The 24,431-nt window shown below is 43.3% G+C and carries 24 protein-coding genes; 9 read left to right on the top strand and 15 right to left on the bottom strand.

Annotation, left to right across the window (positions count from 1 at the left end):
* Positions 1 to 38: 38 nt before the first annotated feature.
* From C5471_RS01785 to C5471_RS01775, 3 genes are all read left to right on the top strand, one after another.
* Positions 39 to 1,568: a type III effector gene (locus C5471_RS01785; RefSeq protein WP_133814910.1), complete on the top strand. Its 1,530-nt coding sequence runs from the start codon at positions 39 to 41 to the stop codon at positions 1,566 to 1,568.
* A 178-nt stretch (positions 1,569 to 1,746) separates the two neighbouring features.
* Positions 1,747 to 2,367, top strand: coding sequence for a glutathione binding-like protein (locus C5471_RS01780; RefSeq protein ID WP_133814909.1), 621 nt, complete (start codon positions 1,747 to 1,749; stop codon positions 2,365 to 2,367).
* A 126-nt stretch (positions 2,368 to 2,493) separates the two neighbouring features.
* Positions 2,494 to 3,408, top strand: a complete 915-nt coding sequence (locus C5471_RS01775; protein WP_133814908.1) for a TIGR01777 family oxidoreductase — start codon at positions 2,494 to 2,496, stop codon at positions 3,406 to 3,408.
* Here C5471_RS01775 and C5471_RS01770 read toward each other — a convergent pair.
* The 11 genes from C5471_RS01770 to C5471_RS01720 all read right to left on the bottom strand — a co-directional run bounded on the left by C5471_RS01770 (position 3,389) and on the right by C5471_RS01720 (position 13,893).
* Positions 3,389 to 3,973: a UbiX family flavin prenyltransferase gene (locus tag C5471_RS01770; RefSeq protein WP_133814907.1), complete on the bottom strand. Its 585-nt coding sequence runs from the start codon at positions 3,971 to 3,973 to the stop codon at positions 3,389 to 3,391. The genes C5471_RS01775 and C5471_RS01770 overlap by 20 nt on opposite strands.
* Before the next feature lie 47 nt (positions 3,974 to 4,020).
* Entirely contained in the window at positions 4,021 to 5,538 is a 1,518-nt protein-coding gene (gene purF, locus C5471_RS01765; protein ID WP_133814906.1) for an amidophosphoribosyltransferase, read from the bottom strand.
* Positions 5,539 to 5,552: 14 nt separating this feature from the next.
* Positions 5,553 to 6,059 (bottom strand): colicin V production protein, encoded by a 507-nt coding sequence (gene cvpA, locus C5471_RS01760; protein ID WP_133814905.1) that lies wholly within the window; start codon positions 6,057 to 6,059, stop codon positions 5,553 to 5,555.
* A 202-nt stretch (positions 6,060 to 6,261) separates the two neighbouring features.
* Entirely contained in the window at positions 6,262 to 6,939 is a 678-nt protein-coding gene (gene dedD / locus C5471_RS01755) for a cell division protein DedD (protein WP_133814904.1), read from the bottom strand.
* A complete protein-coding gene (folC, locus tag C5471_RS01750) occupies positions 6,929 to 8,230 on the bottom strand; it encodes a bifunctional tetrahydrofolate synthase/dihydrofolate synthase (RefSeq protein ID WP_133814903.1) in 1,302 nt (433 codons plus the stop codon). Before folC ends, dedD begins: the two co-directional genes overlap by 11 nt.
* Entirely contained in the window at positions 8,223 to 9,167 is a 945-nt protein-coding gene (gene accD, locus C5471_RS01745; RefSeq protein ID WP_133814902.1) for an acetyl-CoA carboxylase, carboxyltransferase subunit beta, read from the bottom strand. The genes folC and accD overlap by 8 nt, the downstream gene beginning before the upstream one ends.
* Positions 9,168 to 9,268: 101 nt before the next feature.
* Entirely contained in the window at positions 9,269 to 9,958 is a 690-nt protein-coding gene (locus C5471_RS01740; protein WP_133814901.1) for a DedA family protein, read from the bottom strand.
* Positions 9,959 to 10,003: 45 nt separating this feature from the next.
* Complete coding sequence (truA, locus tag C5471_RS01735) at positions 10,004 to 10,798, bottom strand: tRNA pseudouridine(38-40) synthase TruA (RefSeq protein WP_133815010.1); 795 nt, start codon at positions 10,796 to 10,798, stop codon at positions 10,004 to 10,006.
* A gap of 41 nt (positions 10,799 to 10,839) precedes the next feature.
* A complete protein-coding gene (locus C5471_RS01730; RefSeq protein WP_133814900.1) occupies positions 10,840 to 11,850 on the bottom strand; it encodes an aspartate-semialdehyde dehydrogenase in 1,011 nt (336 codons plus the stop codon).
* A 52-nt stretch (positions 11,851 to 11,902) separates the two neighbouring features.
* Positions 11,903 to 13,030 (bottom strand): 4-phosphoerythronate dehydrogenase PdxB, encoded by a 1,128-nt coding sequence (gene pdxB, locus C5471_RS01725; RefSeq protein ID WP_133814899.1) that lies wholly within the window; start codon positions 13,028 to 13,030, stop codon positions 11,903 to 11,905.
* A gap of 89 nt (positions 13,031 to 13,119) precedes the next feature.
* Complete coding sequence (locus tag C5471_RS01720) at positions 13,120 to 13,893, bottom strand: AraC family transcriptional regulator (RefSeq protein WP_133814898.1); 774 nt, start codon at positions 13,891 to 13,893, stop codon at positions 13,120 to 13,122.
* 102 nt (positions 13,894 to 13,995) lie between these two features.
* On the opposite strand from C5471_RS01720, the gene C5471_RS01715 reads away from it, so the two are divergent.
* A complete protein-coding gene (locus C5471_RS01715) occupies positions 13,996 to 14,901 on the top strand; it encodes a DMT family transporter (protein WP_133814897.1) in 906 nt (301 codons plus the stop codon).
* On the opposite strand, the gene C5471_RS01710 is transcribed toward C5471_RS01715, so the two are convergent.
* Entirely contained in the window at positions 14,891 to 16,312 is a 1,422-nt protein-coding gene (locus C5471_RS01710) for a sensor histidine kinase (protein ID WP_133814896.1), read from the bottom strand. The two genes, C5471_RS01715 and C5471_RS01710, sit on opposite strands and share 11 nt — an antisense overlap.
* Complete coding sequence (gene tctD, locus C5471_RS01705) at positions 16,309 to 16,977, bottom strand: transcriptional regulator TctD (protein ID WP_133814895.1); 669 nt, start codon at positions 16,975 to 16,977, stop codon at positions 16,309 to 16,311. The genes C5471_RS01710 and tctD overlap by 4 nt, the downstream gene beginning before the upstream one ends.
* Before the next feature lie 316 nt (positions 16,978 to 17,293).
* Here tctD and C5471_RS01700 point away from each other — a divergent pair, with 316 nt between their 5' ends.
* The 4 genes from C5471_RS01700 (at position 17,294) to C5471_RS01685 (ending at position 20,906) form a co-directional block, all read left to right on the top strand.
* The gene (locus tag C5471_RS01700; protein ID WP_133814894.1) at positions 17,294 to 17,542 is read left to right on the top strand and encodes a hypothetical protein; all 249 of its coding nucleotides are present in this window, start codon (positions 17,294 to 17,296) and stop codon (positions 17,540 to 17,542) included.
* Between the two features lie 412 nt (positions 17,543 to 17,954).
* Positions 17,955 to 18,935, top strand: coding sequence for a Bug family tripartite tricarboxylate transporter substrate binding protein (locus tag C5471_RS01695; RefSeq protein ID WP_133814893.1), 981 nt, complete (start codon positions 17,955 to 17,957; stop codon positions 18,933 to 18,935).
* A gap of 13 nt (positions 18,936 to 18,948) precedes the next feature.
* Positions 18,949 to 19,380 carry a tripartite tricarboxylate transporter TctB family protein gene (locus C5471_RS01690; RefSeq protein WP_133814892.1) on the top strand — a complete coding sequence of 144 codons (432 nt, stop codon included), beginning with the start codon at positions 18,949 to 18,951 and terminating at the stop codon, positions 19,378 to 19,380.
* Positions 19,381 to 19,391: 11 nt separating this feature from the next.
* The gene (locus C5471_RS01685; protein ID WP_133814891.1) at positions 19,392 to 20,906 is read left to right on the top strand and encodes a tripartite tricarboxylate transporter permease; all 1,515 of its coding nucleotides are present in this window, start codon (positions 19,392 to 19,394) and stop codon (positions 20,904 to 20,906) included.
* Between the two features lie 183 nt (positions 20,907 to 21,089).
* Here the strand turns inward: C5471_RS01685 and C5471_RS01680 are convergent, their stop codons facing one another.
* Together C5471_RS01680 and fabB are read right to left on the bottom strand one after the other, a co-directional pair.
* Complete coding sequence (locus C5471_RS01680) at positions 21,090 to 21,536, bottom strand: hypothetical protein (RefSeq protein WP_133814890.1); 447 nt, start codon at positions 21,534 to 21,536, stop codon at positions 21,090 to 21,092.
* Between the two features lie 307 nt (positions 21,537 to 21,843).
* Positions 21,844 to 23,058, bottom strand: a complete 1,215-nt coding sequence (gene fabB, locus C5471_RS01675) for a beta-ketoacyl-ACP synthase I (protein ID WP_133814889.1) — start codon at positions 23,056 to 23,058, stop codon at positions 21,844 to 21,846.
* A 626-nt stretch (positions 23,059 to 23,684) separates the two neighbouring features.
* Here fabB and C5471_RS01670 point away from each other — a divergent pair.
* Positions 23,685 to 24,230, top strand: coding sequence for a hypothetical protein (locus C5471_RS01670; protein ID WP_133814888.1), 546 nt, complete (start codon positions 23,685 to 23,687; stop codon positions 24,228 to 24,230).
* Positions 24,231 to 24,431: the final 201 nt, after the last annotated feature.

Genomic DNA, 24,431 nt, shown 5'->3' with positions numbered 1-24,431 from the left:
ACTCAATGGGCTCACATAAAAAATAATGGAGAAAAAGTATGCCACACTTTTCAATACAGAGAGCTGATACCAGGATTGATATTAATCATAATGAGTTGCATCAAGCGGCTTCAACAGATAAAACTTGTCATTGCTGCGAGCCATTACTAAATAATACCATTGATAATCCACTTACAGCGCCAACCTCGGTTATCACACGATGGAATGAAAAATCCGTCGTGACCAATAAACAAGTTGAAGCTAATATTTCCCGTTTAGCCAGCGAAAGCACCGCCGCTCATAAAACGGTTGATTCTCTCTTGTCCAACTTAGTAAAACTTTTTGTTCGGGTAGAGGGTAATGAGTTAACCGCAATCACCAAAATGCTTAATGCCTATACCGGAGATAAACCCGGGTTTAGTATTTTAGGTCAGCTTGGTGCGGGTGGATTTACTCGAATCATTAGCGAAGCACAGCAAAGCGATGTTAGACCTGATAGGGCAAATACAGAACCTCTAACATTGAGGGAGAAAGCCACGGCTTACTATGATCTTACCAATTCAGCTTATTTCCGGGATACTCTGGAGAAAATTTATTCATCACCTGAATTGAAATCAGAATTCAAGGATATAATTGATATTGGTTACCTGGAAAGTAAAAACTTTGCACCTGCCCGTGGTGCCACTAAAGAAAATCCCTTACCTGATCAGTTGGCTCTCTACACATTTAAAAATGAAAATAAATTGAGTGCCTCTGAAAATCCCGAATTATATCAGGTGACAAAACAGGAAAAAGGGAAAGAAGTTACCAGTAATCCAGCGCTGGCTGGCAACAGCCTGACAAAAGTCCAAAATGATTTCAGAACACCGGCTCCTGATAAGGATAATGTCTGGTCATCTGCCGCTTCACTTGAGGCCGATAATCGTCTGACCAATCGGGAGTTGGCGTTTGCCCGTTTAAACCCTCGCAACCGGCTGGACAGAACCGACTATCAATTTGGTCGGTCAGAACCCATCAAAGCACATCAAGAATTAGCGAAGGAAAACATTATAGTACAACGTGGTAATGGTTTTGCTGTCTGGAATGTGAAAGAAAATACAGGATTTTCTAAGGATGCAGCCTTACATAATTTGCCAACTGTCGCTGCACCTTCAGGCACCACGGATCGTTTTATTACTGCGGCCAGACTATTAGGTGCGGGGCTGAAAAATGATCTCTCTTTAGGTACACCTACTCATGGAGAATCACCGGAGCAGTCAATTCAATGCGGGGAGCGGGAAATGAAAGAGCTAACCCGATGGCTGGCAACCGGTTATCTGGTTGATGATAATCATCATTCTATGATTGAAGTTAATTTAGGGGCGGCTAACCACGGTTTAGAATCTCAATGGGGATTGAATCTCTATACCGAACCCTTCTCTTCTCCTATATATGCCAAGGGATTTAGCATATCCAGCCAGGAAATATTGGCAGAATTGGAAAGTCGTGAGGATGTCCGCACAGATTACTCTACTTTCAATAAAGATCTGTACGGCGGAAGTCGGGCAGCGGTTAACGCAGATGGCAGTATAAAAACGAATTCCAGATAACTATTCTTTTTGATTGATGACCGGGGGAGTTGTTGTCGGTTAAACTCACCCCCGGTAATACGGATGATCGCCAGCCAATGCGGGTGCGGGAATTAGCAAAAAGTCTGAATTGACTATTCTTGGATAGATCTAAGGTAATGTAATATGTAATACAATTTCATGTCCCACTGGAGGTTCTATGATCGACCTGTATTATGCCCCAACACCAAATGGTCACAAAATCACGCTTTTTCTTGAAGAAGCAGGCCTTCCTTACAATATTTACCGAATTGATATTGGTGCGGGAGATCAATTTAAACCTGAATTTCTTGCAATTTCTCCTAACAATAAAATTCCGGCTATTGTTGATCAGCAACCCGCTGATAGCGGTAAACCTGTCACCATTTTTGAATCCGGTGCCATTTTGACTTATCTGGCAGAAAAAACGGGTAAGTTACTCAGCAAAGATGTGCGTGAACGTATTCAAAGCCTGCAATGGCTGTTTTGGCAAATTGGTGGCTTTGGCCCAATGCTGGGTCAAAATCACCATTTTAGTCACTTTGCGCCTGAGAAAGTCCCTTACGCAATTAATCGTTATCAAGAAGAAACAAAACGCTTGTATAAGGTTCTGAATACTCAATTGGAAAAAACACCCTATCTGGGTGGTCAGGAATACAGTATCGCTGATATCTCAACTTATCCGTGGGTTCGTGCCTATGAGCGTCAAAATATTGATCTGAGCGATTATCCGGCAGTGAAAAAATGGTTTGATACTATTAGCCAACGCCGCACTACCCAAATAGCCTACAGCAAAGCCTGATACCTGTTTGCGGGGTAACTATTTCCCCGCAAAACTTGATCCGGCTAACAGATAGTTGTATTTTAAATCATCAGTCTTGATATCCCTGCTATAGTTTCTATATGAACTTAGGTTATAGGAGTGGTTATGCATATTTTAATCACCGGAGGAACAGGCTTGATTGGTAGCCATCTGGTTTGCCAGCTTCTTTCCCTATCCCATTCCATTACCATTCTGAGCCGCTCACCGCAAAAAGTGTACTCTCTGTTCAGTAAACAAACTGAATGCTGGACCACTTTGAAAGATAAAACGGATCTCAATGATTTTGATGCTGTTATTAATCTTGCTGGCGAACCCATAGCAAATAAACCGTGGACTTCAGCGCAAAAAGAAAAGCTGTGCCAAAGCCGCTGGACACTAACAGAACAACTCAGCAAGTTAATTAATGCCAGTCAGACACCACCAGAAGTATTTATTTCCGGCTCTGCGGTGGGCTATTACGGCGATCAAAATCAGGCAGTTGTGACAGAACATGAGCCACCCAATGATGAATTTACTCATCAACTCTGTAAACGGTGGGAACAACTTGCGTTACAAGCTGCCAGTGATAAAACCCGTGTTTGTTTTTTGCGTACCGGCGTTGTATTGGCAAAAAACGGCGGAGCACTGAAAAAAATGTTACCACTTTTCCGTCTTGGGCTGGGTGGACCTATGGGTAGCGGAAAGCAGTATCTGCCCTGGATCCATATTGATGATATGGTGAATGCCATCTATTACCTGTTGATGACACCCGGTTTGAGTGGTCCTTTTAATATCACCGCCCCTTATCCGGTACACAATGATCAGTTTGCCGCAACACTCGGAGAAGTATTGAACCGCCCTGCAATTATCCGCATACCGGCTTTTGTGCTGAAATTATTCATGGGAGAAGCTGCGGCACTGGTACTAGGAGGACAGCAGGCAATACCGCATAAACTGGAACAAGCAGGTTTTGGCTTCCGCTATTTTCAGCTAAAGGAAGCTTTTGAAGACCTGCTAAACACTAAATCTCAACACCTTTAGCGCCTTGCCAACGGGTAAACAGATCATGAGGTAGCTCGATATCAAACTGATCGAGCACCCGATTAACCGTTTGGTCAATAATATCCTGAATCTGTTCAGGCCGATGATAAAATGCAGGCACTGGCGGCATAATCACCGCACCTATTTCGGCCGCCTGAGTCATCAACCTGAGATGCCCTAAATGCAATGGCGTTTCTCTCACACCAAGCACCAACTTACGGCCTTCTTTCAATACAACATCTGCCGCTCTGGTCACTAATCCATCGGTATAGCTGTGAACAATCCCTGAAAGGGTTTTCATTGAACATGGCAAAACGACCATACCCGAAGTTTTGAACGAACCGGAAGAGATAGCAGCGGCTATATCTCTGTTGTCATACACAACATCAGCCAGCGCCTGCACATCCCGTAAACTATAATCTGTTTCAAGCGCCAGTGTCTGGCGAGCGGACTGACTGATGACCAGATGTGTTTCTACGCCTTCAACTGGCTGTAAAACTTGCAGTAGCCTGACGCCATAAATAGCCCCACTTGCCCCTGTAAGCCCCACGATCAATCTTTTCATTTTTTCCTCGAGCTGACACTGGACAGCGATTTTAAATCCGAAGGTCATCAACCTTCATTATAGATATCCAGATCTTCGATTTCGTTCTGATTATTCAATGTCATTTCATCATCTTTACGCAGATTTTCCAGATAATAGAGATAAGTCTGGTCAATGTCTTTGGTAACATAAATGCCATTGAATACTGAACATTCAAACTCTTCAATATCCGGGTTTTCTTCACGAACGGCATCAATCAGATCTGTCAAATCCTGGAATATCAACGCATCTGCACCAATGAGCTGGCGAATTTCATCAACTTCACGTCCATGAGCGATCAATTCATTTGCATTTGGCATATCAATGCCATAAACATTTGGGAAACGCACTTCCGGGGCTGCTGAAGCAAAATAAACCCTCTTCGCTCCCGCTTCACGAGCCATTTCAACAATTTGTTCTGATGTTGTACCACGAACAATAGAATCATCCACCAGCAGCACATTTTTATCGCGGAACTCGGCACGATTGGCATTCAGTTTACGGCGGACTGATTTTCGGCGCTCCTGTTGACCCGGCATAATAAATGTCCGGCCAACATAACGGTTTTTCACAAACCCCTGACGGTAGGGTTTACCCAGTATACGGGCAATTTCCAGAGCAATATCGCAGGAAGTTTCAGGAATAGGAATAACCACATCAATATGCAGATCTTCCCACTCATGGGCAATTTTCGTCCCCAGCTTATGCCCCATCCGCACACGGGCGTTATAAACCGAAACTTTATCAATAAAGGAGTCTGGACGGGCAAAATAGACAAATTCAAACAAACAAGGAGTCAAAGAAGGATTTTCAGCGCACTGGCGGGTAAATAACTGGCCCTTCTCAGTGATATAAACCGCTTCACCCGATGCAACATCTCGCAGGAATTCAAAACCCAACGTATCCAATGCAACACTTTCAGAAGCGACCATATATTCATTACGGCCATCATTCAGAGTACGCTTGCCTAACACCAACGGACGAATGCCGTGCGGATCACGGAAAGCAACTAACCCATGACCGATAATCATCGCAATACAGGCATAAGCGCCACGAACCTGTTTATGCATTGCCGCTATCGCAGCAAAAATATTGTCAGGTTCCAACGGATAATACTGGAAACGATCCAATTCATTAGCAAAAACATTGAGCAAAATCTCGGAATCTGACGTGGTATTCACATGGCGACGGGCATTTTCAAACAACATTCTTTTTAATTCATGCGCATTCGTCAAATTACCATTGTGTGTCAATGTAATACCAAATGGAGAGTTAACATAAAACGGCTGGGCTTCCGATGCACTGGAGCTGCCCGCCGTCGGATAGCGAACATGACCAATCCCAATCGTTCCCTGTAAACGTAGCATATGCCGGGTTTCAAACACATCTCTCACTAAGCCGTTGGCTTTGCGTAAACGAAACCCATTGTTACCATCAATAGTAGCAATGCCAGCAGCATCTTGCCCACGGTGCTGAAGCACCGTCAACGCATCATAAATCGACTGGTTAACCGGTGTAAAACCGACGATACCAACAATACCGCACATGTAGTTTTTCCTCATCAGCCAAGCGGAGAGGTATATTTCTCCGGCAGGAAACTTGACGCATTTTGCAGGTAGTCAAAGAACCACCTGATGATATGACTGAATTGTGGGATCAATTGTGATTGCTTCCAGTCATCACTTTGCGGCAATGGTGTGAATGTATCCAGAAAAAACAGAATAGCAGCGACAATCAGCACACCACGCAATGCCCCAAAGCAGACCCCAAGTACCCGATCAGTACCAGACAATCCAGTCCGTTGCACAAGAGAACCTATCACATAGTTCACCACGGAACCGACAATCAAAGTCGCAATAAATAGAAGCGCAATGGCGATTCCGTTACGCACCAGTTCATCTTCAAAACGGGTAAAATAGACCGCTAAGTAAGAGTAGAAGTGGCTTGCTACAAAGAAAGCACATCCCCAGGTGACCAGTGACAACGCCTCACGAATAAACCCACGAATCAGGCTAACCAATGCCGAGAAGCCAATAATGGCAATAATAACGTAATCAATCCAAACCATGTTTTAATTCCAAAATAGACGCTCGGCATCCGTTTCAGGCGCATTCTAACAGAAAACGAAAACGTTTGCGTAGCAGATTTCCTATTCTACTGAAAATAGTTAGCGGCGATATAGGAAACTCATTATCGCCGCGGTCACTTAATATTTACTACTTAATTTCATCACAATTATCCTATTCGTCACATAGGCATCGTCAGCTTTATTACGGTCTATAGCTTCTTACTTGCCCTTGTAATCCTGTCAGATTTTTCAGTTCTGATAACGCCGAGTCGAGTTGTTGTTTAGAAACATTCGGACCGACATATATTCGGGTTAACTGCCCATTCACCGGAGATGAAGGTACCGTATAGACCTGATAACCCGACAACCGCAGTCTGGCAACGATTTCATCCACCTTTCCAGCGTTTTTCAAAGCACCCAGTTGTACGATATATGCTTGCCCTTGCGGCGCTTTTTCAACGGATTTAATTTCAGGCTTCGGCCCCGGTTTAATCTCTGGTTTAGTCGGTACTGGCTGCTTAACGTCCAGTTTTTGTTCAGGCTTAATCTGTGGTTGAAGTTTGACTTCTGGCTGAACAGCAGGAGGCGTTATCGGTGCGGGTGACGACGGAACTGTCATCAAGGGTATTTCCGGCTGCTCCAGTGTTTCCGGCAGCAATGCCTCTGTCTCATCTTCCAGAGGCATTGATAATATTGGCGAATTAAGGAGAGGAATAGATTCAATTTCTTGCTCATCCCCAGGCTTCGGAACCAGGGGAATTGATGCAAACTTATCTTCGTTATATTTCTTGTTGCCATCCAACAATGCTGGCAGCACAATAACACCCAGTGCGACCAATACAATTGTGCCGACCAAACGATTTTGAAATTTACTTGCCACTTCGCTTCTCCCTGTCCAGAGCCTCCATGACATGCGCCACTGTGTGGAATGAACCACAAACGACAACAATATCTTGGTCATCAGCATCTGCCATTGCCTGATACCAGGCACTTTCCACATCAGTAAATACCCGTGGCTGTTTAAGATGCTCAACCAATGCCTGTGCATCTGCACCACGCAGTTCAGTCAACGGAGCGCAATACCACTCATTAATTTGCTGTGACAGGCAAGCCAGTGTGCCGGCAATATCTTTATCACCAAGCATACCCACTACACCAAGAATTTTGCTGCCCGGTTGACGGGGCAACAGGGCTAATTTCTGTACCAGATAAGCCGCTGCATGTGGGTTATGCGCCACGTCCAGGATCAACAATGGCTTTTTTTCATGAATTATTTGGAAACGCCCAGGCAGCTGCGCATTTTTCAGCCCCTGATGGATAGCATTTTCATTAATAGCCTGACCAACTTTACCACCTTGTCGTAACAGGCAACAAATAACACCCATTGCGGTTGCGGCATTCATCAGAGGAACATTTGGCAAAGGCAGATTACTAAATAGCATATCATCAGATTGCCAGTACCAATCTTTCCCCTGTTGAGAAAATCGCCAGTCAATACCACAGCGGAACAACCTAGCCCCTAATTCATCCGCGACTTCCGCAATAGAAGATGGCATATCCGGTTCACCAACCACGGCAAAACGATCTTTGCGGAAAATACCCGCTTTCTCACGACCAATATGTTCGCGATCAGCTCCTAACCAGTCAATGTGATCGAGTGCAATACTGGTAACGGCTGCAATATCGGCATCCACAATATTAGTCGCATCCAGCCGCCCACCTAAGCCAACTTCTAAGATGACCACATCCAAGCCAGCTTGTTTAAACAATTGCAGAGCCGCTAATGTGCCATATTCAAAATAAGTCAGTGAAATACCACCACGACGGGATTCAATATCCGCAAATACACGACAGAATTCCTGTTCAGGTAACTCTTTACCCTGAATACGAACTCTTTCAGTATAACGTACAAGATGCGGAGAGCTGTAAACACCCACTCTCAGCCCAGCCGCCAGCAGAACAGATTCGATAGTGCAACAGGTGGTGCCTTTACCATTAGTGCCGGATACAGTTATCACCTTAGGTGCAGGATTAACCAGATCCAAGGTTCGAGCGAGTTTACCTACACGCTCAAGCCCCATATCAATGGCTTTAGTATGCAGGTTTTCAAGGTAGGAAAGCCACGTCGTCAGTGACGACGTGGCTTGAAGAATTTGTAAAGTATCAGACATCTTCTTTATTGGTATTTATTTGAATATCCGCCTCAACATCAGCGGGTTCTGCCACAAATTCAGCAACAACGGGTTTAGTACCGGGCTGCGGCTGATGAGTCAGTTTAGCAAGCAAACTGGCAAGTGTGTCTCGTATTTCAGGACGACGAACAATCATGTCAATCGCCCCCTTTTCCAGCAAAAACTCACTGCGTTGGAAACCTGGCGGCAATTTCTCGCGTACTGTCTGCTCAATAACACGTGGACCGGCAAAACCAATCAATGCCTTCGGTTCAGCAATATTGATATCACCTAACATTGCCAAACTCGCTGAAACACCGCCCATTGTCGGGTCAGTCATCACAGAGATATAAGGCAAACCCCGTTCCTGCATTTTTGCCAAAGCAGCACTGGTTTTCGCCATCTGCATCAGTGACATCAGCGCTTCTTGCATACGGGCACCGCCACTGGAAGAAAAACAGACCAGAGGACAATTGTCTTCCAGTGCCTGTTCTACCGAGCGAACAAAACGGGCACCAACAACCGAAGCCATTGAGCCACCCATAAACGCAAATTCAAAAGCAGCAACAACAACCGGCATACCACTCAACGTGCCTTTCATCACGATCAGTGCATCTTTCTCTTCAGTTTGCTTTTGTGCTGCCGATATACGGTCTTTATACTTTTTAGAATCACGGAATTTCAGAATATCTTTTGGCTCTAACTCCTCCCCTAATTCAGTTTTCGTCCCTTCATCAAGAAGAGTCTCCAACCGGGTACGCGCCGAAATACGCATGTGATGATCACATTTAGGGCAAACCTCAAGATTGCGCTCTAACTCAGCACGGTAGAGCACCTGACTGCAACTATCACATTTAGTCCAAACTCCCTCTGGGATATTTGCCTTACGAGTTTGGGTAATGTTGCTTTTATTAAGAATTTTTTCAATCCAGCTCATTGAATGATCTTTCCGTCTGAATCTGGCTTATGCCAGTTTTGTTATGTGTGCCATTAAACCACAATGCTATTACAGTGTGGATAAAAAACTGCTCAAACCTGTTACGGGTTATTGGTTTTCTGTTTCATCACCGCACGGCGGTGACGCCAGATTTCAATCACTCCGGGCAGGATTGAGATAAAGATGATAGCAACAATCAATAGTTTCAAATTCTGTTGTACCATTGACATATCACCGAATATATAACCAGCATAGGTGAATAATAGCACCCAAACCAGTGCGCCAATCACGTTATAAGCAGCAAAATGACGATAAGACATTTTCCCCATACCTGCAACGAATGGTGCAAATGTTCTGATAATTGGTACAAATCGCGCTAAAATAATGGCTTTCCCACCATGTTTTTCATAAAACTCATGTGTTTTATCCAGATAACTCCGGCGGAAAATTTTCGAATCCGGATTGGAAAATAATCTTTCGCCAAAGACGCGGCCAATAGCATAGTTCACCGCATCGCCAATAATGGCCGCAATAATCATCAACACCACCATGATATGCACATTCAGATCATTTGAATCCAACGCCGCTAAAGCACCCGCAACAAAGAGCAGAGAATCTCCCGGCAGAAATGGCGTAACCACTAATCCTGTTTCACAAAACAGAATCAGGAACAGAATGCCATACACCCAATGACCATATTCTGCGACAAGTTTGGCTAAATGAATGTCAACATGGAGAATAAAATCAATAATAAATTTAGCAAAATCAACGAAATGTGATAGATATTCCATAATATTCCCCGTTATACCCAACCATCCTTGTCGGCAACCAAAATGTTAAATCAGATCATCGGCCAGAAACAGAGGCCCCATAACCGGTCCCGGCAAATCAAACTGTGCAGGGTAATCAACGGCCACCAGATATAATCCTGCCGCTTTCGCCGTCGCAGCGGCTTTCGTCCGGTCTTTTACAGCAAGCAATTGAGCCATCCAGTTAATATCCTGATTCCCACAACCAATTTCCATCAAACTACCGACAATATTACGCACCATATGATGCACAAAAGCGTTGGCTTTAATATCCATCACAACATAATGCCCGTAACGGTTGACATTAATATGCATCACATTACGCCAGGGTGTTTTGGATTGGCACTGAACCGCACGGAAAGAGGTAAAATCATTTTCCCCCAGCAAACACTGCGCGGCCTGATGCATCCGTTTTTCATCCAATGGATAATGAAAATGTGTCACGCCACTTGCCAGTACTGCCGGACGATAACGATGATTAAAAATAATATAACGATACCGCCGGGCAGTCGCGCTGAAACGGGCATGGAAATCCCCATCCACGGCTTTCACCCAACGAACAGCAATATCCGGCGGTAAATGTGCGTTCACCCCCATTGTCCACGCCGCATCCTTACGTTGTGCAGACGTTTCAAAATGAACGACTTGCCCTGTTGCATGTACTCCAGCATCAGTCCGGCCGGCACAAAATACCGATATGGGTTCATTGGCGACTTTTGATAACGCTTCCTCAAGGCACCCCTGAACACTTTTCACTTCCTGCTGACGCTGCCAACCATAATACCGGCTGCCATCGTACTCAATTCCCAATGCAATTTTCATTGTTGAACCTGGCACAGATGCTGTTTGTTCTGTACCAGGCATCAGTAAAATTGCTCCTGAATCAGTTTTTCTGCTGTCTCAACCGCCATCAGCGCGCCACCAAACCGGATATTGTCGGCCACAGACCAAAATTGTAATACTTCCGGCATACCATAATCATTGCGCAGACAGCCAATACTCAACAAATCATTACCAGACGCGTCAGTCACCTGAGTCGGATAATCACTTTCATCTGAAACGTTAATATCAACCATCCGCTCTAACTCTTCGCGAGCTTCTTCCACACCAACCGGACGCAATGTTTCCAAATGGACGACCTGAGCATTCCCATAAAAAGCCGAAGACTGAACGCAACTGACTGAAATGGGTAGCCCCTCATCTTGTAAAATTTTACGCACCTGATCCACCAAACAGCGCTCTTCACGCACCGAGCCTTCCGTATCTGCCAGCAACGGTAAAAGATTAAATGCCAGTTGTTTGCTAAAACGACCGGGCTCCGGCGGGATACCGTTAAGTAAGCGGGCGCTCTGCCCGGCTAATTCATCAACTGCTGCTTTGCCGTGAACAGAAACAGAGAGCAAATTAGTCAAATGTAAGCGTGCAATTCCTGCGGCATCAACCAGCGGTTTAATCGCTGTCAGCACTTGGCTGGTCATGCAATTTGCCAAGGCGACAATATTACGGTTACGATAAGCCGCCAACGCATGAGGATTCACACCCGGGACAACCAGAGGAACATCCGGCTCCAAAGCAAACAATCCGCTGCTATCGAGCACCAGACAACCTGCTTCTGCCGCTTGTTCAGCATACTGTGCCGTGGCTTCTGTTCCGGCCACAAAAAAAGCGAGTTGTACCTGTGACCAGTCAAAGTCAGCAACATCACGGACAATTAAACTTTTACCATTAAAACGCAGGTTTTCACCGGCACTATGTTCACTGGCAAGAGGATACAGTTCACCAACGGGAAACTGACGCTCCTGTAATAACGCCAGTATCGCTCCACCTACCGCGCCTGTCGCACCCAACAGGGCAATATTCCATCCTTCCGACATGTTGGTTTTCTCCACCTTATCTTTCTGACATGCAGATATATGCCTGCACCAATTAAATCAGTTCTGTACTGAAACCAAGAGCGGCTAACAATTCAGCACTCTCTCGGTTATCACAGCACACGGTCAGGGATGACCATTCCCGACGTTCCAAATAGTTTTTACGCAGAAGATCGAATTGCCCTTTCTGACCGGCAACCTGCCGTAACGGGGTATCATCGCGGCGCACATCATACACTAAATGTATCAGTCGCTTTAGTGTGCTTTGAGTCACATTTCCATGCAAGGCGACCCGGTTGAAATCAGGCTCAGGCAACAGCTCAGATAAGGCAACTTTACGGGGTTGACCAAGGAATTCACAATAAGCCTCAAATACCTGTGTGGTGCCGCGTGCTTTACCTTCGAGGGTATAACCCGCGATGTGCGGAGTACCTATATCAACTAATTCCAGTAATGGCAGGGATAAATCAGGTTCTGGTTCCCAAACATCCAGCACAACACTGAGTTTTTTACCACGTTTCAACTCGGCAAGCAGTGCCTGATTATCAACAACTTCCCCCCGGCTGGCGTTAATCAATATGCGGTTATCCGGCAAAGCCGATAATAATTCAGCCCCCGCAAGATGAAGTGTTTTATATGGGCCTGATGTATTCAGTGGCGTATGGAATGTCAGAATATCCGCCTCTTTAGCCAGTTTTTCCAATGGCCAAAATTCGCCGGCATCACCTCTTTCAGCTCTTGGTGGATCACATAAGAGTGTCCGTATGCCAAGGGTAGATAACCGTTCTGCCAGCCGGCTACCGACATTACCGACGCCAATGATCCCGACAACTTTATCTTTGAGTTCAAAATTGTCACGTTCAGCCAGTAACATTAATGCTGAGAAAACATATTCAACCACAGCAATGGCATTGCATCCCGGTGCAGCAGAAAACCCGATTCCCACTTGAGATAACCACTGTTGATCCACATGGTCCGTACCCGCTGTTGCCGTACCGATAAATTTTACCGTGCTGCCTTTCAGCAATTCTTCATTAACTTTAGTCACCGAGCGAATCATAAACGCATCCGCGTTATCCAGTGCACCTTCCGGCACCGGACGCCCCGAAATAGCGTGTACATCCCCTAATTGCTGAAACAGTTGTTCAGCATAAGGCATATTTTCATCAACCAGAATCTTCACTTAATTCCATCCTATGGCATAAAACGGACGTAGCCGGCTATTTTGCCACTTAATCGTAACAAAACCCATCACGACAGTTTCTTTTGTTATTAACTTTTTCTGAAACGCTCCGGTGTCGTACCCGCCAGTTGCTGAAACATCGCAATAAAAGCAGAAGATGAGCTGTAACCTACATCAAAGGCGACTTCATTAACGGTTTTCCCTTGTTCCAACAAAGAAATAGCATGGATAAACCGCAACCGTTGCCGCCACTCACTAAATGACATACCTAATTCTTGCCGGCAACGCCGTGACAAAGTGCGTTCCGAGGTATAACGCTGTTTTGCCCATTGCAGCAATGACGTATTATCAGCCGGATTACGTTCAAGTTCCTGTAGTATCGGTGCCAAAAGTTTATCTTTAGAGAAAGGCAGATAGGTATGCTGAACAGGAGACTGCATTAGCTGATCAATCAACACTTGAGCCAACCGTAAATCCTGTTCTGTTTCCGGTATTTTCAATTCACGTTCAAAACAATCAGCCATAATCGTATTGAATATTGAGCTAAGTCGGATAATACAAGGCGCATCCGGCAATAATTTCCCCCATTCAGGAGAGATATCTATTGCCCTGAATCGCATTGCTTTTCTACTATATCCCGAATGCTCTATTCCTTCCGGTATCCAGACACAAAATTGCGGTGGCGCTAAAAAATGTTGTTCTCCAACATTCATTGCCATTACACCACAGACGACATAAATAAGTTGCCCGAATGGATGGGTATGACGTAAACACTCGGTGTCAGCACTAAATAATTCGCTGCGGAAAGAAATACTGGCCGGAATATCCATGACTTTCACAGGGGTATGAAATTTTTCTGTCATATTGTCTCAATTGCCTTATCCATTGTCTGATTATCGTTATATATAATAAATCAGACACCATTAGACTAAACACTCATTTTTATCTCAATGCGACTCATCTATATGAATATGATTTTCCCGCTTCTGGCAGTCCTGATTTGGTCAATTAATGCCGTGGTGAGTAAAGCCTCTGCCACAGCGATTGATCCGGCAGCAATTTCTTTTTATCGCTGGTTCCTGGCCTTTCTCACCTTAACTCCCTTTGCTGCGCTGCCTGTTATTCGCCAATGGAAAACAATCCGTCAATACTGGTGGAAGTTATTAATTCTTGGCGCACTTGGGATGGTACTTTACCAAAGCCTGGCCTATTACGCTGCACACACTATCAGTGCAACATTTATGGGAATTCTTAGCTCATTGATTCCGCTTTTGACTGTTGTCATCAGTATATTTGTTTTACGTGTTGTCCCTACTGTTGGTATTGCTCTTGGTACTGTTATATCGCTGCTTGGTTTAGTCTGGTTGATCAGTACCGGAGATCCTATATCATTGTTGCAACACGGTTTAGGCTGCGGTGAATTGATGATGTTGATTGCCTCCACCTCCTACGCACTCTATGGCGTATTAACCAAACACTGGTCTATTCCATTGCCAAACTGGCAATCCCTGTATGTGCAGATTACTTTTGGTGTCCTGCTATTACTGCCAAATTTCCTGTTGACCAACGATGTTCAATTGAATGCCAACAATATCTCGTTAGTCTTATTTGCCGGTATTCCCGCTTCTATCCTTGCCCCTTATTTATGGATACAAGGTGTCATAAAACTTGGTGCTAATACTGCGGCCATATTTATGAATTTGACGCCAATATTTACAACCATTATCGCTATTTTGGTTCTGCACGAAAAAATTCACAGTTACCATCTGATCGGGGGCGGCATAACACTATTAGGGGTCATGCTGGCACAACAATTACGTGTTCCTCTTTTTGGCCGTAAAACAGAAGAACCGCAGAAAATTAATCATTAGAAAGCTTGAAAGGGACTCTTACTAATAAGCCGCCCAGTGTTTCACTGGGCAATAATTGGGGATGAGTACCATGATAAAGACTGATATCTTTTACCAGAGCTAATCCCAGTCCAGCCCCTTCATGCCCCGCAGCATTATCAAGACGATTAAAAGCCATCAGTGACAAATTGACTTCTTCTTTAGCAATCCCCGGCCCACTGTCATCCACATCCAAATAACAATATGTCTTACAAGGGCTGAGAATAACTCTGGCAGTCACAACGCCACCTTCTGGCGTATATTTAATTGCATTGTCTAATAAGTTGGCGCACATTTCTGTTAGTAATACAGGTTCGCCTTTTATCCACTGAATATTTTCTCCTTCATAACCCAAGTCAATATACTTACTTTCAGCCTGTTGAAAGCGAGAAAAACACGCCTGTTGTAATAATTCGACTAAATTAACCGGCTTATAATCTTGAACTGCTTCCTTTTCATGTGCTTTTAAACGAGAGAGTTGTAATAAACGGTCTGTCAGAGAAATCGTATTATCCAACGTGCTATCAATAGCCCGTAAACTCTCTTTCCATTGTTCAGGATCTTGGCTGGCAAGCGCGACCGCCACCTGGGTTTTCAATACCGTTAACGGTGTTCTGAGTTGATGAGAAGCATCCGCACTGAATCTTTTCTGCCGGCTAACCATCAGTTTCAGCCGTTCTATATAGCGATTAAATGCATGTAATAACGGAGAAAGTTCTGACCACGGTAACATATCCGGTAACGGAGTAAGATCATTAGCAGGGCGACTAACCATAACACCAGAAAGTTTATGTAGTGGTTTGAGTAATTGTTTCAACAGAAAATAAGCCAGGATCAGTGTCAGACCGACAACGGCTCCCTGACTCAGCAAAGAAGATATTAATAATTGTTGAGCAAGATAATGACGGGAAGCCACTGTTTCAGCAACCAGTATTAACGCCATTCCCATCATGCCGCCTTCATTGATCGGCTGATAAAGTGCGGCAACCCGGATAGGCTGACCGTGATATTCCGCATCATAAAAATAGACCAATGCAGTGTATAAATTGGAACGCGGCGTATATTCAGGTATTAACGGCAAATCGTCATAACCAGAAATTGTTTTCCCTTCAGGAGATAACACCTGATAGAACAGACGATCATGCATATTTCGCTCAAAACTATCCAGAACCACATAAGGCACATCAACAATTAACTGCTTATTCTCAACTGTCAGCCGTTCTGCCACCGTTCGGGCTGATGCCAATAAAGTACGGTCATAAGCCAATGTGGCCGCATTTTTCGCACTGAAATAATGGGTATAAACAGATAAACTACCGAGCAAAAATAGCGGAACGCCAAAAAACAAGAGTAACTGATGAAACAATGATTTCGGCACTTTGAATAATTTCATCTGTTCTGGCACTCCAGACGATAACCTAATCCCCGTAATGTGCTGATCCCGACACTACTACCCGATAATTTTTTTCGGACCCGGTGTACATAAAGTTCAATACTTTGTGGATTTGCCTCATCTGACAGTGCAAATACCTGCTCAAAGAGTTGTTGTTTAGAAACTGGCCTTCCCCGACGATGGAACAATGTTGTCAAAACAGAGAGTTCCCGCGGTGTCAAAGCCAGTGGTTCATCGTTCAAAATAAAGTAACCTTCATCCTGATAAACCAAGGAGCCAAATGTCAGGGTCTCCTGTGAAACATTTGCACTACGCCGAAGTAATGCCCGAATACGCGCCTCCAATTCCTGTAAATCAAAAGGTTTAGTCAAATAATCATCAGCGCCGGAATTAAGCCCTTTCACCCGATCAGCAACATCGGCCTTAGCCGTTAGCAATAATACCGGCAGATTTTGTCCCCGCTTACGCAAACGAACTAACAGTGAAAGACCATCCAGCCTTGGCAAAGAAACATCCAGAATCAGCAATGCATAATTTTCTGTCTGCAATAATTGATCGGCAACGATACCATCACCAGCAACATCTACAGCAAACCCTGCACTACTCAGTGCTTTTTGCAGCCAATGCAATAATTCAGGGTGATCTTCCACTAATAGTAAGCGCATATTTTAAATATCTAATCGATTAATATAATTACAAACATAACTATTTTTCCGATTTATATTACTGCTTGTAATATTCTGAAAAATAGCCGGACATTTAGAATCTATCTGACTTAACCCATTTTATTTACCGTTCAGCGCCATTCATTCCAAAATATAGCTGCTATAATTAACATAACTCAGTCCAACGAGTGATTTGTGATTTTTTGCGATTAATCAGATCGCAAAAACCAGATTAAATTCCCTTCGAGTGATCTACTGTTTTGAAACGCGATTTAAGCCAGAAAAGCGAAATAATCCCTCATATAGGAGAAGTCACATGCCACACATTGAGCCAAATACAACCAAAGAATGTACCATTTGTCTTAAAAATAACGACAAGCCTTTTTACCAACTCAGTTGCAATCATGGCAGCCCCGAAAGCCATCCAATGCATACGGAATGTTTGAAACAAGTCTTCCAAGCTGAAGTTGACTCAAACAGAGTACTTGGAATAGCTGACGTAACATGCCCTTGCTGCCAACAAAATCCAAAACTGAGTGACATTGAAGAAATTATGCGCTCCTAGCGAAGATTTAAATTAAGTATGAAGATGTAAAGCTATTAAACAGCCGCCCATAATGCGGCTGTTTCGATTAGGCTTTTTACTCTATATCTCCATCCGCATTGGGCGCAAGTTACGGCTATTTTTGCCAAAAACCACACCACCTTCGAACAATTTCTCCTTGAGTTACCTAACACCAAACAAAGCAACATCAGCACTACGAGAAACTTACAACAAACCCAAACAAAAAAGAAAGTCTGTCGCCATTTATTGACTCATTAATGCGAAACGCTACGCAAATTAAGCGATTAAAATCACATATCAACAACTTTTCTTGTTAATGAAAGGTAAATGAAAGGTTTTGTTATTATCAATTGTGTCAACAGATCCGTTTATGGTGGCTATATCTTACACGGGTATTGATGAGAGAAAATAAATGAAAGCGATAATAATCAAAATATTAGCGGCAACCGTTTTACTATTTAGCGCAAGCAGTGTTTTTGCTGCCGACGCCCCTGGTAGAACGGAATGTATTGCCCCGGCAAAACCGGGTGGCGGTTTTGATCTGACCTGCAAGCTGGTACAGGTTTCATTACTGGATACGAAAGAGATCAGTAAACCCATGCGCGTCACTTTTATGCCTGGTGGTGTCGGTGCTGTCGCTTACAACGCTATCGTCGCACAGCGACCTGCTGAAACAGGAACCATCGTTGCCTTTTCCGGTGGCTCTCTGCTCAATTTGTCTCAGGGAAAATTTGGCCGCTACAACGTTAATGATGTTCGCTGGCTGGCAAGTGTTGGTACTGATTATGGCATGATTGCCGTTCGTGCTGATTCTCCTCATAGCACCCTGAATGATCTGATGAATGCTTTCAAAGACGATCCCACCAGCATTGTGTTTGGTGCCGGCGCTTCTATCGGCAGTCAGGACTGGATGAAAACAGCACTGCTGGCAAAAGAGGTTGGTGTTGATCCTCACAAAATGCGTTATGTCGCTTTTGAGGGGGGTGGTGAGCCAGTCACGGCTCTGCTGGGTAACCATATTCAGGCTATCTCCGGTGATCTGAGCGAGATGATGCCTTACCTGAGTGGAGACAAAATCCGTGTTCTGGCTGTTTATTCGGATAAACGGCTGGAGGGTGATTTAGCCAATATTCCTACCGCCAAAGAGCAAGGCTATGACCTGGTATGGCCGATTATCCGCGGATTTTATATGGGACCAAAAGTCTCCGATGAAGCATATCAGTGGTGGGTTGATACTTTTAATAAATTACAACAAACAGATGCTTTTAAAGAGCAGCGTGATATCCGTGGATTGTTCGAATTTAACATGACCGGCAAAGAACTGGACAGCTATGTGAAGAAACAGGTTGAACAGTATTATGAGCAAGCCAAAGCTTTCGGTTTAGCCAAATAACAGGGTAATTATCATGAGCGATCGCCTTTTCGCTGCTATCTGGTTAGTGCTCTGTGCCATCGGCATGGTTATTGGCTCGGGGATCCAGAGTGAATACACTTATGAACCCTTGGGGCCCAGACCTTTTCCGATGATTATTCTGTCTCTGATGGCTCTCTGTGCTTTATTGCTGCTTTTCAAAAAACCAGAACAGAACAACTGGCCCGATGCATCGGTTATTCGTCGCCTGATGATACTGATTGTCTCTTTGGTTATTTATGGCTGGGCATTTGAATGGCTAGGTTTTCCTCTGGCTACCGCTCTGCTGACATTCAGTGTCGCTCTATTATTTAACGCGACACTGCTTGCCGCAATCATTTCCGGGGTGTTCCTTGGCGTCACGCTCTACTTCGCCTTTGACCGCTTACTTGATGTAACCCTGCCTCTTGGCAACTGGCTCAACTGACGGAGAATTTTATGGAAACTTGGATGTATCTCAGTCAGGGTTTTGAAGTTGCAATGGTGCCGCAAAACCTGATTATTGCTTTAATTGGCTGTTTTGTCGGTACGATTGTTGGCCTGTTACCGGGGCTTGGGCCGATTAATGGTGTCGCGATTCTTTTGCCACTGGCTTTCGCGTTAAAACTGCCTGCTGAATCAGCTCTGATCTTATTAGCAACTGTTTATATCGGCTGTGAGTATGGTGGGCGTATATCATCGATTCTGCTGAATGTTCCCGGCGATGCTGCCGCTATTATGACCGCACTGGATGGTTATCCGATGGCCAAACAGGGCCGTGCGGGTGTGGCGCTGTCTATCTCCGCAGTCAGTTCTTTTTGTGGTTCTTTGCTGGCAATTTTCGGCATTATTTTATTTGCACCATTACTGGCGCAGTGGTCATTGGCTTTCGGCCCTGCTGAATATTTTGCACTAATGGTTTTTGCTATTGCCTGTCTGGGTAGCATGATGAGTCAGAATCCGCTGAAATCACTATTGGCGGCACTGATCGGATTAGGTCTGGCAACTGTCGGAGTAGACGCCAACACCGGGGTTTACCGTTTTACTTTCGACAATGTTCATCTGTCAGATGGTATTCAGTTTATCGTTGTAGTGATAGGACTGTTCTCTGTCAGCGAAATTCTGCTGATGCTAGAGAATACATCAACCGGCAAAACCATTATCCGTAAAACAGGCCGTTTGTTGTTTAATCGCAAGGAAGCGGCTGAATGCGCTATGCCAACGATCAGATCATCTTTTATCGGTTTCTTTGTCGGTATTTTGCCTGGTGCAGGGGCGACAATTGCCAGCGCAATTACCTATATGACCGAGAAAAAGATCAGTGGAAACAGCGATTCATTTGGTAAAGGTGATATTCGTGGCGTTGCGGCACCGGAAGCTGCCAACAACGCTTCGGCCTGCGGCTCCTTTATTCCAATGCTAACATTAGGAGTTCCAGGTTCAGGCACCACTGCCGTCATGATGGGTGCATTAACGCTCTATAACATTACGCCAGGGCCGGGAATGTTTACTGAGCAACCGGATATCGTTTGGGGATTAATTGCAGCATTATTGATTGCCAATATTATCCTGCTGATTATGAATATCCCAATGATAGGTCTGTTTACCCGAATGTTAACTATTCCGTTATGGTTCCTTGTCCCTGCGATTGCTACCGTTTCGGCCGTTGGTGTATATGCGGTACACAGTACGACATTCGATCTTTTGCTGATGATAGGGCTGGGCGTTTTCGGTTACATTCTAAGGAAAATGAATTTCCCCATGTCGCCATTAATTCTCGGTTTCGTATTGGGCGAAATGCTGGAACAAAATTTACGTCGCGCACTTTCTATTAGCAATGGAGAGTTTGGAATTCTGTGGAACAGCACAATTGCTCAGAGTTTATTAGTATTGGCCGTACTAGTCCTGATTATTCCGCCAGTATTACGAATCATCCGTAAACGACGTATTCAAAAAATAGTTACTGAAACTTAAAGCCTAACAGGAAAAATCTCATAATTATTATCAAGAAAAATTATGGGATTTTATTACCGGGATGATAAAAACACGCATCACATTAATATTATATTTCACAAAAAGTTAAGATTCAGCAAGATGGAATTTCATTGATATTTAACCTCAACTTTGGTAAATCGCAATATTTAATGAACCCATGATTTAAAACTCTCGATTTACCGTTAAATAATCACTAAATGATACAGAGCACTCAATATCATTAACAATTGCCGATGCAATAAAAATATTTCTATCGTCTTGTTTATTAAAGTAGGTAAATTTTAAAATTAAATTATGAGGATTATATTCTGTATAATTTTCATAATAGTCTTTATACCTGAGTCGAACTGAACTGTCTCTCGATTTATCTTTTTCCACCGCTTTTTTAGCAAATTCCGCAGCAAGAATTTTATTGATTTCGATATCAGAAAGTAATTCGATTCTTGTTTTTTTTAAATCAACATCCTGAGAATGAATATTCAAATCATTTATCATTTTTCCCCGCATGTTCATTTCAATATAGCCGCCTGTTTGAATACAAGATTCGCTGTCAGCGTATATATTAAATGGCAAAAGTAACAAAAAATAGGGTAATAAACGCATTATCATATAACTTCCAGTTCTTTATTTCAGAGCTCTACACTCTGTTCCTTGTGTTAAACCCAACGAGGATACAACCTCTTGACATCATCCGACAAGACGGTCTTCTTTTAATCCCCATATATTCTGAAGGACTCTCTTCTGAGTATGTGATTAGTAGGATCAGAAAACAAAATAATAGTAATACGGACAGCACACAGAAATAGGAGTGTACATATTAGTACACGGGGTTAACTCGTTTCGCTCACCTAGTCGCCTAAAATGCGCCAAAAGTTATTGCTTTTGCCTGAGCACTGTCCAAACCTGATGAGGAGAATTACCTCAAATACTTGCTCATCACCAGCGAAGCATTCGTACCACCAAAACCAAAGCTGTTGGACATTACCGTATTTAACTTTTGTTCGGTAGGTTTCGTAATGATATTCATGCCCGCCGCTTTATCATCAAGATCTTCAATGTTAATACTCGGTGCAATAAAACTATGTTCTAACATCAGCAGGCTATAAATCGCTTCATGTACCCCGGCAGCACCTAGTGAATGGCCTGTCATCGCTTTTGTTGCAGAAATTGCCGGTGTTGTATCACCAAATACTTCCCTGATAGCCTCCAACTCTTTCAAATCACCCGCTGGAGTAGAAGTACCATGCGTATTCACATAGTCAATAGAACCTTCTACACCTTGCAATGCCATATGCATACAACGAACTGCACCTTCACCGGATGGAACCACCATATCCGCTCCATCAGATGTTGCACCATAGCCAACAATTTCAGCGTATATGTGTGCGCCGCGTGCTAATGCATGTTCCAACTCTTCAACAACAATGATACCGCCACCGCCAGCAATAACAAAACCATCACGGTTTTTATCATAAGTACGAGAAGCTTGTTCGGGAGTTTCGTTGTATTTCGTTGAAAGTGCACCCATTGCATCAAATTCACAGCTCATTTCCCAGCACAGCTCTTCACCACCGCCGGCAAAAACAACATCCTGTTTTCCTAACTGAATAAGTTCAGCCGCATGACCAATACAATGGGCAGAGGTAGAACAAGCAGAACTGATAGAGTAGTTTACCCCTTTGATTTTAAAAGGAGTTGCAAGGCAAGCTGACACACCGGAAGCCATTGCACGAGTCACCATATAAGGCCCCACACCACGCAGACCACGAGAACGCATACCATCAGCGGCAGCCACCTGGTTATGAGGAGAACCACCACCAGAACCTACAACTAATCCACTGCGAATATTAGAAACCTGATCATCAGTCAGGCCAGAATCTTTAATTGCTTCATCCATCGCCAGATAAGCATAAACAGAAGCATCACTCATGAAACGCTGAATTTTTCGGTCTATTAGCCCTGTAGTATCCAGTTTTACATTACCCCAGACGTGACTTCTCATTTTCATCTCTTTGAATTCTTCGGAAAAAGTTATCCCGGAGCGGCCTTCTTTCAGAGATGCCAGTACTTCTTTCTGGTTATTACCAATGCTGGAGACAATACCCAATCCAGTGATCACTGCACGCTTCATTAAATACCTCATTAAATATGTTTATCTGCGGGATCTCTATCAATGCTAACAGCACTTTAGCGTACACTTGTACGCCGAACAAGTCCGATCAGGATAAAATTACGAAGAAAAATTCATCCATCGAAAGATCCCAATATATTTTCTGGTCAAAACAACAACTAACCTACATAGAACATGGCAAAAACTATTCAGATAGCAATGGATGACAATAAATTTCAGGTAAAGATTCTTCTGGTAAGTCATAACACCAGGAAACACCTGAATTTATCAAGTATCTAAATCAATGATTAAAAATTTAATTTATATAGAGAGAACTATGTTTTTTATTTTTATTACGTTTTCTTATAATTAGAAACGAGTTTAATAATAGCCGCTATAAACATAAATAGAATTTTCATGAAAAGATGCGAACCTTATGTTATCTTACTAATAGAATTACTTAAATTCTCTAAATTTACAGTAACACATGTTCTAAAATAGAAAATTTTCTGACTTTATTAGTAATGAAGTCATTATTCACACATAAAATGATTGTAATTATGTCATATCATATAAAAATGGTCGATTCATTTTAAGACCTAAGTGAGTTAGAGCACTTCCACCCACTAACTTTATGGGGGTTAATAATGAGAGGACTGGGTTATCTTCTATTAAGCGTTGGTATTGTATGGATTTTAGTAGCTTTTAATATGGATACAAATATCTCATCACAATACGGCAACAAAATTAACAATATTAGATTAGTTGTGTCACAACAGAACCATATCCTAATTGGAGCATTCATCACACTTTATGGGCTAATTATGATTATATCCAGTAAAAATCAGCGGTTATTAGAGTCTATATACCAGAGCCACGATAAGAATATTTCTGGATTAAACTCAGAGAAAACATTCATACGGGCACCTATGCCAAATTCAGATTACCTAAAGCAGGCTAATAATCACCGCCATTACGATTTTATCGATAAAGACTCAAATGTCCTTGAAAAAAGAGTAGCTAAATTTTGTAAGTTATGCTCATCTTATATTGAAGAGGTCAATTACAAGAACGGTGATAAAGCAGCAGCCAGGCGCAAAGTGATATCAATGATTGATATTATTTCCTCACACTTAAAGGAAACACAGTCAAAGGAATTTAAAAAACTGTGTGAATTTCATATTCCTTTATAGACTTAAATCCCATTTTACTAAACTGCACCCCAAAAGTTGGATACTAACTGATTAAGGTGCAGTTTTTCAGATAATATTCTTTTTCTCGGCGATTTTCATCAGCACCAGCGTTCTGGTTTATAGGTTTCCCATCTTTTCTCCTGTCAGGTGGTACATCAAGCCTAATATCGCTAAAATCACGTTATTATCAGTAACATTGCA

The organism is Photorhabdus tasmaniensis (genome assembly GCF_011189505.1).
GTDB lineage: Bacteria > Pseudomonadota > Gammaproteobacteria > Enterobacterales > Enterobacteriaceae > Photorhabdus > Photorhabdus tasmaniensis.
The sequence above is the reverse complement of the archived record's forward strand: the minus strand, read 5'-3'. Positions and strand labels throughout refer to the sequence as shown.

What these genes read in the sequence shown, in the direction of transcription:
- C5471_RS01785 (WP_133814910.1), top strand. Translation starts at nt 39, where the DNA reads ATGCCACACTTTTCAATACAGAGAGCTGATACCAGGATTGATATTAAT.
- C5471_RS01780 (WP_133814909.1), top strand. Translation starts at nt 1,747, where the DNA reads ATGATCGACCTGTATTATGCCCCAACACCAAATGGTCACAAAATCACG.
- C5471_RS01775 (WP_133814908.1), top strand. Translation starts at nt 2,494, where the DNA reads ATGCATATTTTAATCACCGGAGGAACAGGCTTGATTGGTAGCCATCTG.
- C5471_RS01770 (WP_133814907.1), bottom strand. Translation starts at nt 3,973, where the DNA reads ATGAAAAGATTGATCGTGGGGCTTACAGGGGCAAGTGGGGCTATTTAT.
- purF (WP_133814906.1), bottom strand. Translation starts at nt 5,538, where the DNA reads ATGTGCGGTATTGTTGGTATCGTCGGTTTTACACCGGTTAACCAGTCG.
- cvpA (WP_133814905.1), bottom strand. Translation starts at nt 6,059, where the DNA reads ATGGTTTGGATTGATTACGTTATTATTGCCATTATTGGCTTCTCGGCA.
- folC (WP_133814903.1), bottom strand. Translation starts at nt 8,230, where the DNA reads ATGTCTGATACTTTACAAATTCTTCAAGCCACGTCGTCACTGACGACG.
- accD (WP_133814902.1), bottom strand. Translation starts at nt 9,167, where the DNA reads ATGAGCTGGATTGAAAAAATTCTTAATAAAAGCAACATTACCCAAACT.
- C5471_RS01740 (WP_133814901.1), bottom strand. Translation starts at nt 9,958, where the DNA reads ATGGAATATCTATCACATTTCGTTGATTTTGCTAAATTTATTATTGAT.
- truA (WP_133815010.1), bottom strand. Translation starts at nt 10,798, where the DNA reads ATGAAAATTGCATTGGGAATTGAGTACGATGGCAGCCGGTATTATGGT.
- C5471_RS01730 (WP_133814900.1), bottom strand. Translation starts at nt 11,850, where the DNA reads ATGTCGGAAGGATGGAATATTGCCCTGTTGGGTGCGACAGGCGCGGTA.
- C5471_RS01720 (WP_133814898.1), bottom strand. Translation starts at nt 13,893, where the DNA reads ATGACAGAAAAATTTCATACCCCTGTGAAAGTCATGGATATTCCGGCC.
- C5471_RS01715 (WP_133814897.1), top strand. Translation starts at nt 13,996, where the DNA reads ATGAATATGATTTTCCCGCTTCTGGCAGTCCTGATTTGGTCAATTAAT.
- C5471_RS01710 (WP_133814896.1), bottom strand. Translation starts at nt 16,312, where the DNA reads ATGAAATTATTCAAAGTGCCGAAATCATTGTTTCATCAGTTACTCTTG.
- tctD (WP_133814895.1), bottom strand. Translation starts at nt 16,977, where the DNA reads ATGCGCTTACTATTAGTGGAAGATCACCCTGAATTATTGCATTGGCTG.
- C5471_RS01700 (WP_133814894.1), top strand. Translation starts at nt 17,294, where the DNA reads ATGCCACACATTGAGCCAAATACAACCAAAGAATGTACCATTTGTCTT.
- C5471_RS01695 (WP_133814893.1), top strand. Translation starts at nt 17,955, where the DNA reads ATGAAAGCGATAATAATCAAAATATTAGCGGCAACCGTTTTACTATTT.
- C5471_RS01690 (WP_133814892.1), top strand. Translation starts at nt 18,949, where the DNA reads ATGAGCGATCGCCTTTTCGCTGCTATCTGGTTAGTGCTCTGTGCCATC.
- C5471_RS01685 (WP_133814891.1), top strand. Translation starts at nt 19,392, where the DNA reads ATGGAAACTTGGATGTATCTCAGTCAGGGTTTTGAAGTTGCAATGGTG.
- C5471_RS01680 (WP_133814890.1), bottom strand. Translation starts at nt 21,536, where the DNA reads ATGATAATGCGTTTATTACCCTATTTTTTGTTACTTTTGCCATTTAAT.
- fabB (WP_133814889.1), bottom strand. Translation starts at nt 23,058, where the DNA reads ATGAAGCGTGCAGTGATCACTGGATTGGGTATTGTCTCCAGCATTGGT.
- C5471_RS01670 (WP_133814888.1), top strand. Translation starts at nt 23,685, where the DNA reads ATGAGAGGACTGGGTTATCTTCTATTAAGCGTTGGTATTGTATGGATT.